The organism is Streptomyces tricolor, assembly GCF_002155905.1.
Classification (GTDB): Bacteria; Actinomycetota; Actinomycetes; order Streptomycetales; family Streptomycetaceae; genus Streptomyces; species Streptomyces tricolor.
Map to the genome: position 1 here is coordinate 1 of NZ_MUMF01000153.1, position 10745 is coordinate 10745.

The 10745-nt window shown below is 75.2% G+C and carries 11 protein-coding genes and 1 pseudogene; 6 read left to right on the plus strand and 6 right to left on the minus strand.

All coding sequences use genetic code 11. The features are described 5' to 3' along the window. The coding region (locus tag CCN44_RS12225; protein ID WP_462509651.1) for a GNAT family N-acetyltransferase at window positions 1-181 on the plus strand (181 nt) is incomplete at its 5' end. Between the two features lie 3 nt (window positions 182-184). Here CCN44_RS12225 and CCN44_RS12230 read toward each other — a convergent pair. Continuing rightward, window positions 185-676, minus strand: coding sequence for a nucleoside deaminase (locus CCN44_RS12230; RefSeq protein ID WP_059247437.1), 492 nt, complete (start codon window positions 674-676; stop codon window positions 185-187). A 608-nt stretch (window positions 677-1284) separates the two neighbouring features. Between CCN44_RS12230 and CCN44_RS12240 the strand changes: the two genes are divergently transcribed. Next, entirely contained in the window at window positions 1285-2061 is a 777-nt protein-coding gene (locus CCN44_RS12240; protein ID WP_059247436.1) for a GNAT family N-acetyltransferase, read from the plus strand. Between the two features lies 1 nt (window position 2062). Here CCN44_RS12240 and CCN44_RS12245 read toward each other — a convergent pair whose 3' ends face one another. Both CCN44_RS12245 and CCN44_RS12250 read right to left on the minus strand, forming a co-directional pair. After that, window positions 2063-2326, minus strand: a complete 264-nt coding sequence (locus CCN44_RS12245; protein ID WP_059247435.1) for a GlsB/YeaQ/YmgE family stress response membrane protein — start codon at window positions 2324-2326, stop codon at window positions 2063-2065. A gap of 161 nt (window positions 2327-2487) precedes the next feature. Then, window positions 2488-5208 (minus strand): glycoside hydrolase family 2 protein, encoded by a 2721-nt coding sequence (locus CCN44_RS12250; RefSeq protein ID WP_086697658.1) that lies wholly within the window; start codon window positions 5206-5208, stop codon window positions 2488-2490. 122 nt (window positions 5209-5330) lie between these two features. On the opposite strand from CCN44_RS12250, the gene CCN44_RS43980 reads away from it, so the two are divergent. The 3 genes and pseudogenes from CCN44_RS43980 to CCN44_RS12265 all read left to right on the plus strand — a co-directional run. Next, entirely contained in the window at window positions 5331-5537 is a 207-nt protein-coding gene (locus CCN44_RS43980) for a hypothetical protein (RefSeq protein WP_086697659.1), read from the plus strand. Window positions 5538-5598: 61 nt separating this feature from the next. Next, the gene (locus CCN44_RS12260; protein WP_059247432.1) at window positions 5599-6141 is read left to right on the plus strand and encodes a GNAT family N-acetyltransferase; all 543 of its coding nucleotides are present in this window, start codon (window positions 5599-5601) and stop codon (window positions 6139-6141) included. A gap of 55 nt (window positions 6142-6196) precedes the next feature. Then, window positions 6197-6849, plus strand: a pseudogene (locus CCN44_RS12265) (SRPBCC domain-containing protein); the annotation flags it as partial. A gap of 91 nt (window positions 6850-6940) precedes the next feature. Here the strand turns inward: CCN44_RS12265 and CCN44_RS12270 are convergent. Both CCN44_RS12270 and CCN44_RS12275 read right to left on the minus strand, forming a co-directional pair. After that, window positions 6941-7375: an SPW repeat protein gene (locus tag CCN44_RS12270; RefSeq protein WP_059247431.1), complete on the minus strand. Its 435-nt coding sequence runs from the start codon at window positions 7373-7375 to the stop codon at window positions 6941-6943. A gap of 89 nt (window positions 7376-7464) precedes the next feature. Next, entirely contained in the window at window positions 7465-8100 is a 636-nt protein-coding gene (locus CCN44_RS12275; RefSeq protein WP_086697660.1) for a sigma-70 family RNA polymerase sigma factor, read from the minus strand. A gap of 146 nt (window positions 8101-8246) precedes the next feature. On the opposite strand from CCN44_RS12275, the gene CCN44_RS12280 reads away from it, so the two are divergent. Further along, window positions 8247-9308, plus strand: coding sequence for a MerR family transcriptional regulator (locus CCN44_RS12280; protein ID WP_086697661.1), 1062 nt, complete (start codon window positions 8247-8249; stop codon window positions 9306-9308). Here CCN44_RS12280 and CCN44_RS12285 read toward each other — a convergent pair. Further along, the gene (locus CCN44_RS12285; RefSeq protein WP_086697662.1) at window positions 9283-10659 is read right to left on the minus strand and encodes a cryptochrome/photolyase family protein; all 1377 of its coding nucleotides are present in this window, start codon (window positions 10657-10659) and stop codon (window positions 9283-9285) included. The genes CCN44_RS12280 and CCN44_RS12285 overlap by 26 nt on opposite strands. Window positions 10660-10745 lie beyond the last annotated feature (86 nt).

Consider the following 10745-nt stretch of genomic DNA (forward strand, 5'->3'; position numbering starts at 1 on the left):
CGACGGCGCGGCCGGCCGCGAGGTCGCGATCGACGTGCCCGAGCCCAACACGGCCGGCACCGCCCTCGCCGAAGCGGCCGGACTGCGGCCCTCGTTCGAGACCGCCCGCATGTACACGGGGCCGGTGCGCCCGTACGCCCGCGAGCGGGTGTTCGGCGTCACCACGCTCGAACTCGGCTGACGCTCAGCCGGAGCGGGGGCGCCCGGCGTGGCAGCGTCGGTGCAGCGCGCGTACCTCGTCCACCAGCTCCGGCACCGGCCCCTCCACGGTGACCCCGGGCGCGATCTCCCGTACGGGCAGCGTGCGCACGGGCGGTGCCGGCACGCCGAACTCGGCCAGCCAGCCGGACAGCTGGTCGGACGAGGCGATGTACACGATCCGGCCGAGCCCCACCCAGGCGTGCGCCGCGGCGCACATCGGGCAGTGCTCGCCGGAGGTGTACACGGTCGCCGCCGCCCGCTCCTCGGGCGTCAGGTGCGCCGCCGCCCAGCGGGCCAGCTCGAACTCCGGATGCCGGGTACGGTCCCCGTCCGCCACCCGGTTGCGGTCCTCCGCCAGCACCGTGCCGTCCCCGGCCACGAGCACCGACCCGAAGGGCTCGTCACCGGCGTCCAGCGCCTCCGCCGCCAGCTCCACACAGCGGCGCAGATACCGCAGCTCACCCTCGCGTACCATCGGCGCACCTCCTCGCGTCATGATCTCCGGCGGGGCAGGCTACGGCCACTGCGGCCGGTCCGGCCAGGGCCTTTGCCTCGGGGGCAACGACGGGCCGGCGGACCGGGAAGGCGTACCGCCGTGCCGCCGCGACCGTCGCGAGGACCGGCCGCACCGGAGGCAGCGCGGTCCGGGGCAGGGCCCCGGCGCCCGCCGCGTCCGGGGCCGGGCCGCCGGTGAGGAAGCCGGCGGCGATGCCCGCGTGGCCCCGTGGTCTGCGACGAGGTCGCCACATCGGCGTCGGCCGGTCCCGACACGTCGACCTCGGGGAACAGCAGCTGCTCCACCCCGGACGCGCCGGGAACGGCTACCGCAGCCACCCGGACGCCGCGGCGGCGCAGGTGCGGCAGGTCCGCGGTCTGCTGGACTCCGGCCTCACCACCGAGATGATCCGGGCGGTCCTGCCCCGCCTCTCGGGTCCCGGCCATCTGGTGCCGGCCGCCGAGAGCGTGCCGCCGGAGACGGCCGCCGCGACGGGCTCACCGCCTGTCTGGGGGCCGTACGGCCCGAGGGCCGTCGACGCGCTCAATTCCTTTGCGCCTGCCCGGACTCCGTGCTGGAGTGGGGCCATGGATCACGCCGCCGTGCTCGCTCTCTACGACCGGGAGATGCGCGAGGGCGCCCGGCCCGACGGCCCCGCGGCCCGGATCGAGCGGGCGGGCGGGGTGGTGCGGCAGATCGCGGACGCCTCCGGCTGGAACGGCGTGCTCTGGTCCGGCCTCGACGCGGCGGGCGCGGACCGGGCGATCCGGGAGCAGATCGCCCGCTTCACCGGCCTGGAGCGGGACTTCGAGTGGAAGCTCTACGCCCATGACGAGCCGGCGGACCTGGCCGCCCGGCTGTTCGCCGCCGGGTTCCGCGCCGAGCCGGCCGAGACGCTGATGGTCGCCGAGGTCGCCGGACTCGCGCTGGACATGGCACCCCCGGCCGGTGTCCGTCTCGTACGCGCCACCGGGCCGGCCGGCGTCGACCTCGTCGTGGACGTGCACGAGCGGGCCTTCGGCACCGACGGCACCGCGCTGCGGCACCGGCTGCTCGCCCGGCTGGCCGCCGACCCCGGCGCGGTCGTCGCCGTGGCCGCCGTCGCCGACGGCGAACCCGTCGCCGCCGCCCGCATGGAACTGGTGCCGGGCGCCCCGTTCGCCGGGCTGTGGGGCGGCGGCACCGTCGAAGCCTGGCGGGGCCGGGGCCTCTACCGGGCGCTGGTCGCCCACCGCGCCCGGGCCGCCGCCGCGCGGGGCTGCCGCTACCTCCAGGTCGACGCCCTGCCGACGAGCCGCCCGATCCTTCAGCGCCTCGGCTTCCACCCGCTGAGCGCCACGACCCCGTACGTGTACGGGAGCTGACTCAGCGGCGGGCAAGGCCCCGGTCCAGCGCCACCACCCCGAGGGCCGCCAGCGCGATCTGGATGAACCACTCGACCCAGTCGGGTCCATCGGTGTCCGCGACCCCGAACCCGGCGGCGATCGCCGAGCCCAGCAGCGCGGCCACGATGCCGACGGCGATCGTCCACAGGACGCCGATGCGCTGCCGCCCGGGGACGACCAGCCGTCCCAGGACACCGATGACGATGCCGATGACGATGGCGCTGAGAATGCCTGATATCTCCATGGCCGTCCCTCCTTGAGGCTTTCGATCATTGATCCCCGTTGCTGTGGCATGTGCCCGCTGAAGACGAAGCCACTCCGCTCCGCTTGCCCCCGGACGGCTCTGTTCACCACGCGGTCGGGTTCACCGGCACCGAGGGCTCACCCCTCCCGACCGTGGGTGCGTCAGGCCGCCGGCACCGTCCGCTGCGGCGTGTTCCACCCGGAGACCCGCACGCCCGGCGCCGAGCCGTGCAGGTCCGCCGTCCGGTAGGTGGCGGTCAGCGTCACCGACTCGCCCGGCCACAGGCTCACCTGGTTGTCCGACCAGCGCACCGGCAGCACCGGCTTGCCGGCCGCGTCCACGAGGTGCGCGTCCGTCAGCAGCGCCGGGGTCTTCCCGTCCCCGGTGTGGCGCAGGGTCACCGTCGTGGTCGACACGCCGTCCGACGCGCGCGTGGCCGCCGCCGCCGACACCGGCACCCGCGCCATCGAGCCGAGCCCCGTGAGGTCGGCGTAGCCCGTCGTCGGCGTGTAGTACCAGGTGGTGCCGCTCCAGTCGAGGGTGTCGGCCCTGGTGGACAGCCAGTACACGTTCCGGCTCACCTCCGTGCCGTCCGGGTCCGTCAGCACCAGCCGCAGCAGATACGTCCGCGCCAGCCCGCTCACCGAGGACGGCAGGGTGAGCGCGGTGCCGTGCGCCCCGTCCCCCTCCACCGTCACGTCCGGTACGGCCTCGTCGTACATCCGCGTGCCGTCGGGGTTGAACAGCGTGGCCCGGGCGGTGAGGTGCCGCGCGGGGGCGCGCCGGTTGTTGACCACCACGACCGAGCGGTCGTCGTAGGAGTACTGGATGTGCAGCGGCTCGTTCGCCTTCTTCGCGCCGAAGTAGGCGCCGTTCTGGTCGAGGTAGCGGTCCGTCAGCTGCCAGTGCAGGGAGGTCCAGCCGCTGTTGAACATCCAGTGGATCAGCCCGGTGGCGGGCCGGTCCGCGTCGGTGGCGTTGCGCCCGTACGCCTCGAACTCGGCGCGGACGTTCTCGTACTGGGCGAGCTGGGCCTTGCGCACGTAGTCGGCGAGGCTCGTGGGGGTGCCGTAGCGGCCGGCGAGGGCCCGGTCGTAGATCTTGAGGGTGCCGAAGACGGCGGACGGCGAGCGGTGGTACTGCCGGGCGTCCGGGTCCTGCCACAGGGTGTCGAGTTCGGCGGGCGTCATCATGCGGCGCAGGGTGTCGACGGTGGGGATGCTCGGGCCCGCGCTGGTCTCGGAGTTGAAGCCGGTGGCCCCGCCCTCCCGCTTGGCGTACCAGTAGCCGGGCGGCACCCAGTCGTAGGGGCCGGTCATCTTCATGCCGGAGGCGCCCAGCCGGGGTGCGGACGTCTCGGAGGCGGCAGGGAGCACGGGGACGGGCCAGTCGGCCGCCTCCAGTGCGTCGAGGTAGCCCCGCTCGATCCTGGCGTCGGGGGCGGAGTCGCTGCCGATGAGGAAGGACAGCACGCTCGGGTGGCCGCGCAGGCGGGCGGCCTCGGCGGCCATGGACGCCCTCGCCACGGCATGGTCGTTGTCGCTCCACTTCTCCCCGGAGCCGCTCGGGTTGACCTCGCCCTCCCACTTGTCGCAGCACTCCCAGCCCGGCAGGGTGAGCACGCCGTGGCGGTCGGCCAGGTCGAAGAACTCGTCCGGCTCCAGGTGGCCTTCCAGGCGGAGCGTGTTCAGGCCCAGGTCGAGGGCGTACTTCAGCCGGTCCTCGACGTAGGCGCGGTCCCAGCGCAGGAACTCGTCCGGGGACCAGCCGCCGCCCTTGATCAGCAGCTTGCGGCCGTTGATCCGGAACTCACGGGCGCCGTCGGAGTTCAGCGGGGCCCGGACGTCCCGGACGCCGAAGGTCTGGTGCGCGGTGTCCGACACCGTGCCGGCCACGGTGGCGGTGAGGTCGAGGTCGTACAGCGGCTGGCCGCCCATCCCGGCCGGCCACCACACCTTCGGCTCGGTGAGGCGCAGGCCGGGGACGTCGGCGGGGGAGAAGGCGACGGTCTTCGTCTCGTGCGGGGCGAGCGACACCGTCCGGCTGAACCGCGTGCCGCCGGCGCTGCCGCCGACCTCCGCCGTGACCGGTTCTCCCGTGTCGTTGCGGGCCTGGGCCTCGACCGTCAGCTCGGCGGTGGCGAGCGAGGGCACGGCCAGCTTCGTGACCACGTGCGCGTCGCGCAGGGCGACCGGACCGCCCCGGCGGACCAGGACGTCCCGGACGAGCCCCATGTTGCGGTCGGGCGGCGGCTGGAGCCAGTCCAGCCAGCCCATGGTGAGGTCCTTGTTCGGGTCGTTGGGCCGGACGCGGAAGGCGACCGTGTTCGTGCCCCGCCGGACCAGCGCGGTGATGTCCAGTTCGTGGTGCGTGTAGGCGCCGGTGACCTGCGCGGCCGGGGCCACCTGACGGCCGTTGACGTAGACGTCGGCCGCCGAGACCACGCCGCTGAAGTCGAGGGCGGTGCGCGGGCCGGTGTCCTCGACCGTGAAGTCCGCGCGGTACCACCACGGGACCCTGAAGTCGGCCTGGGGAATCTTCTGCTGGTTCGTGGAGTGGAACGGGTCGGCGTACACGCCGTCGGCCAGGAGCGCCGCGAGGACCGTCGAGCGCGGGCCCGCCGGATACCAGCCGGCCGCCCGGTAGCCGGGGGAGGACACGGCCGCGGGGGAGTCGTCCACGTCGGCCGTGGACCGGATGGCGAAGCCGGAGAGCGGGGTGCTCGACCCGGGGGAGCCGGTGACGCGGGTGGTCTCGGTGTGCCGGCGCGGTGCGGCCGGGCGCCGGTCGCCGGCCCAGGCGCCGGAGGTCAGGCCGGCGAGCAGCCCGAGGACCAGGGCGGTCGTGGTGTACCGGCGTGCGCGGGCGGGGGGAGGGAACACGACGGTCTCCCGTCTCGTAAGTTAGGAAACCTTACTAATCCGGGTCACGCTAGGACGCGGGGTGTGCGGTGTCAACGACCCTCGCCGGGGGCGCCGTCGCCGGGCCGCGTTCCGGTCGTACGGTGCTCGAACACCAGGTCGCGGGCGGTGTCCAGCGCCGTGGCCACCGCGCCCCGCAGGTCGGCGTGCGCGCCCGACAGGTCGGCGTCCGAGCCCGGCGGGACGGCGTCCGCGCCGGGCCGGCTGCCCCGCGCCGGGTCGGCCGGACACGCCCCGAGGAGACCGGCGAAGGGGCCGACGAGCGGCGCAACGCGCTGGAGATGAGCTAGAGTTCACGACGTCGAAGCGCACCTCCCCGGCCGGACCAGTCCGCCGGGGAGGCTTTCGTTCATGACCGACATGACGAACGCGGACGTCACCGTCCGCCCCGCGACCCCCGAGGACCGGCCCGCCGTGGAACGGCTGTGGCTGATGTTCCGCCACGACCTGTCCGGGTTCGAGGGTGTCCTGCCCGCCGCCGACGGCTCCTTCCGCAGTGAGCGCGTGGCGTACGCCTTCGCCGGGCCCGGCTGGGCGCCGTACCTGCTGCACTGCGGCGAGCACCTCGCCGGGTTCGCCTTCGTGCGGGGGCTCGACGGCCCGGTGCGCGTGCTGAACAGCTTCTTCGTGGTGCGCGGGGCCCGGCGCCGGGGCTTCGGACTGCGGGCCGCGCGCGAGGTGCTCACCCGCCATCCCGGGCCGTGGGAGATCGCCTTCCAGCGGGACAACCCCGCCGCGGCGAGCTTCTGGCCGCGGGTCGCCGCGGATCTCGCCGGTGACGCCTGGACCCGTGAGCCGCGGCCGGTGCCGGGCCGTCCGGAGCTGGCCCCGGACCTGTGGATCTCGTTCACCGTGACGAGCCGGGGCGACGGCGTCGCGGGCCGGCTCCCCTGACATGCAGGTGATTGCCCGCATGACGTCTCGTGTGCGATCGGAGAACGACACCCGGATGGACAAGGTCTTCAGGGCGCGCGCGGACGACACCCGCAGGCGTCTGCTCGACCGGCTCCACGAGAACAACGGCCAGACCCTGGGCGAGCTGTGCGAGCGCATCGCCATGACGCGCCGGTCGGTCACCCAGCACCTGGCCGTGCTGATCGACGAGTTCGAGCGCCCGCGCCTCGCCGGCGCCGTGAAGCGACGAGCCGAGGAAGCCATGACCGGCAAGCCCGGCTTCGCGTACGTCACCTGCATCGCGAGCACGCCCGAGAAGGTCTGGGAGGCGCTCACCGACGCCGACCTGACCGCCGCCTGCCGGGGTCACAGCAACGTCTCCGACTGGCGGCCCGGGTCCCGCTGGGAGCACGTGCGCACCGACGGCTCCGGCGTCGCCGACGTGGTCGGCCGGGTCGTGGTGAGCGAGCCGCCCACCCGGCTGGTGACGATCTGGGCCGCGCCCGGCCGGGAGGGACGGGAGGAGAGGCACTCCCGGGTCACCTTCGAGATCCGGCCGGAGGACATCGTCCGGCTGACCGTCGTCCACGAGGACCTCGCCGACGAGGACGAGCGCGCGGACGTCGCCTCCGGCCGGCCGTGCTGTCCGACCTCAGGTCCCTGCTGGAGACCGGCCGGACCCTGCCCCGGGAGCCGTGGCTGGTGCCGTCCCCGCTGAGCGGGCGCGGGCACGCGCAGGCCGGTCCGCCCGGGCGGACCGGCCTCGCCGTTTCCTCTCTTCCTTCCTCGATCTCCTCTGTTACGGCCTGGGGTTGCTCTTCATCGCCGTACCGGCGCATATCAGTCCGAGGACGAGGGCCAGGGCTCCGATGACGATGTTGTTGACGATGACGCCCGCGTCCGGGTTCCTGCCCACGACCCACGGGGCGATGATCATCCAGAGGCCCATGGCGCACATGGCCCAGCTGAGGCCGTACATCCGTTCGGGTGCCCGGGTGAATCCCAGTGCCAGCAGACCGATCGCGATGCCCACGATCAGGTTGTGGGCCACGAGGGCGGGCTGGCTCGCCGTGTAGTGCAGGATCCACGGGGACGCGGCGCAGTAGAGACCGAGCAGGAAGACCGGCCCGTCCACGAGCGCCACGTCACGGCCGCCGAGCATGCGGGCGTAGCGATCCCGCATTTCGGAGACATCGGGGTGGCTCGATATGTCACCTCTGTGCAAGTTGGCCATGAGTCGTCTCCTTTGACTTTGCAGGCCAGACCGCGTCTGGTGCAGTGCGCGATAGGCACCACATAATCCAGTTTGCCCTTATTCCGCCTTTATGTGTAGGGGTGAGCTTCGAGGGCGCCGCGCAGCCGGCGCAGGCCCCGGCGCGCATGGCTCTTCACCGTGCCCAGCGGCCACCCGGTGCGCTCCGCGATCTGGGTCTGGGTGAGGTCCTCGTAGTAGGCCAGGCGCAGCACGTGCCGCTGGGCCGCGGGGAGCCCGGCCAGCGCCTGCCGGACCAGGACCCGGTCCACGGCCGCCTCGGGCCGCCCGGTGGCGGACTCCTCCGCCGGCAGGGCCGCACCGGCCGCCGCGACCAGTTCGCCGCGGCGGGTCCGGGCGGAGAGGGCGTCGGCGATCTTGCGGCGGGTGATACCCACGATCCACCCGGCCACCGGCCCGCGCTCGGGCCGGTAGCCGGCGCACCCCCGCCAGACGCCGAGGAACACCTGCTGGGCGACGTCCTCGGCCTCCGCGGCATCGCCCAGCGTCCGCCACGCCAGCGCGTACACCAGGGGCGACCAGCGGCGATGGAGCGCGGTGAGACAGGTCTCGTCGCCGGCCGCCAGCCCCCGCATCAGGTGCGCGTCGGTGCGCGGCTCCTCCGCGGCGGGCCACGCCGGCGCGCCGGCGGACCGGTCGGCCGCGGTCGCGCTGCCGGGGGCCACGGCGGTCGGGTGCGGGCTCATGGCGACGCTCCTTGCCCTCGGCCGGGCCGCCCGGTCGCGCGGGGCCGACCGGGTCGTTCCGGTTCTGCCGGACACTCGTCACCACGGTCGGAGCCGGTGCACCGACGCGCCAACTCGCATCGGTTCTGCGTCGTATCGTCGTCCCCATGGACGCGAGCGAAGCCGCCGGTACGACGGCACCCGGGACCGCCGCAGCGGGGCTGACGACCGGCGCGCTGGCCCGCCGGCTCGGCGTCTCGCCCACCACCCTCCGCTCCTGGGACCGCCGTTACGGCATCGGCCCCGCCGTCCGCACCGGCGGCCGGCACCGGCGCTGGACGCCCGAGGACGTGACCGTGCTGGAGACGATGTGCCGGCTGACCGCCTCCGGTGTGCCGCCCGCCGAGGCCGCCCGCGCCGCGCGGCGGAAGGCGCACCCGGCAGCCGCCCGGCGCCCCGCGGACACCGCACCCGCACCCGCGCCGGCCCCCGCGGCCCAGGCCGCTGCCGGCACGGTGCCGGCCCTCGGCACACCCGAGCCCGGCGTGGCCCGGCAGGACGGCCGGGGCCTGGCCCGCGCGGCCGTCCGGCTCGACGCCGCGGCCGTCGACGAGCGGCTGGAGGCCGCCGTGGCGCGGTACGGCGTCGTGACCGCCTGGCAGGAGGTGATGGTGCCCACCCTGCACGCCGTGGGCCGCAGATGGGCCTCGGCGGGGGACCCGTACGTCGCGGTGGAGCACCTGCTGTCCTGGCACGTGTCCACCACCCTGCGCCGGCACACCCGGCCGTCCGCGGCGCCGGCCGAGACGACGGGACCGGGCCCCGTGCTCCTGGCCTGCGTCCCCGGCGAGCAGCACACCCTCCCGCTGGAGGCGCTCAACGCGGCCCTGACCCACCTCGGCATCCCGGTCCGGATGTTCGGCGGCGCGGTGCCGGCCGAAGCGCTCCTGACGGCGGTACGGCGGCTGGGCCCGGCCGCCGTGGTGCTGTGGGCGCAGGCCCGCTCCACCGCGAGTCCGCCGCTGGCCGCACGCGTCGCCGCCCAGGAGTGGGGCGTCCGGGGCGCCCGTACCCAGGCCCTGGTGATGCTCGGCGGCCCCGGCTGGGCCGGCCGGCCCACCCGGGGCATGCTCCGGCCGACCGCCCTGTCCGACGCCCTGGACACCCTCGCCGCCCGCTACCGCACCGCGCTCCCCGGCCCGCTCAGCCGCGGCTCCGGGCCCGCTTGAACCGGGCCAGTCCCTCCGCGAGACCGACGACCGGATCCGGGTAGGCGCCCACGCCCGCCCGGTCCGGCCCCGTCAGCTTCCACGGCTCGTGCACCGCCCCGCCCGGAACGCCCGACAGCTCGGGCACCCAGCGCCGGACGTACCGGCCGTCGGGGTCGTGCCGGCCGGCCTGGGCGACCGGGTTGAGGACCCGGTTCGGGCGGGTGTCCGTGCCGGTGCCCGCGACCCACTGCCAGTTCAGCTGGTTGCTGGCGAGGTCCCCGTCGACCAGCAGCTCCAGGAAGTGCCGGGCCCCGACGCGCCAGTCCACGTACAGCGTCTTGGCCAGGAAGCTCGCCGTGAGCAGCCGGGCGCGGTTGTGCATCCACCCCTCGTGGCGCAGCTGCCGCATCGCCGCGTCGATCACCGGATAGCCCGTACGGCCCTCCCGCCACGCCTCGATGTCCTCGCGGGCCGTCCGCTCGGACCGCCACCGGTCGTGCCGGGTGCGGTAGTCGGCGCCGGCCGCGCCCGGCCGGGCCGCGAGCACCTGACGGTGGAAGTCCCGCCAGGCGACCTGCCGTACGAACGCCTCCGCTCCCGGACCGCCCGCCCGGCGCGCCCGGTGGACCAGCTCGACGGGGGACAGCGTGCCGAAGTGCAGATGCGGCGAGAGCCGGGAGGTCGCGTCCCCGGCCAGGTCGTCGTGCCGGTCCGCGTAGCCGGCGAGGCCCGAGCGGAGCCAGGCGGCGAGCCGCTTGCGGCCGGCCCGCTCGCCGCCCTCCGCCAGCCCCGGCGAGATCCCCGGCAGCGCGGCCCGGGACGGCAGCTCCTCCGATCCGATGCCCGGCGGCACCCGGACCGAGCGCGGCGCGCGCAGGACGTCCCGCAGCGGCTGCCCCGACCACTGCCGGAAGTACGGCGTGAACACGGCGAAGTGGTCCGAGGAGGCCGGGGTCACCGCGCCGGGCGCCACCGCCGTGGTCACCGTCTCGTGGACGTGCAGCCGCCGTCCGGCGGCCTCCAGGGCACGCCGCAGCCGCTGCTCCCGCCGCCGGGCGTAGCCGCTCGCGTCGGCCGCCATGTGCACCTCGTCGGCATCCGCCTCCCCGGCCACCCGGCACACCTCCTCGACGACGTCACCGGAGCGCACCACCAGCCGCCCGCCCCGCTCGCGCAGCCCCGCGTCCAGGTCCCGCAGGCAGTCGGCGAGGAACGCCAGCCGGTTCGCAGCCGCGAAGCCCGCGTCGGCCACGCCCCGGTCCCGCACGAACAGCGGGACCACCGCACCGGGGCCGTCCAGCGCGGCCCGCAGCGGCGGGTGGTCGTGCAGGCGCAGGTCGGCGGTGAACAGGACGACCGAGACGTACATGGCGCGGCTCCGGGACGTAGAACGACGAGGCGGACGGACACTGGACACTTCCGGCGCGGAGGGTCGGGCGGATGCGGCGGATGCGG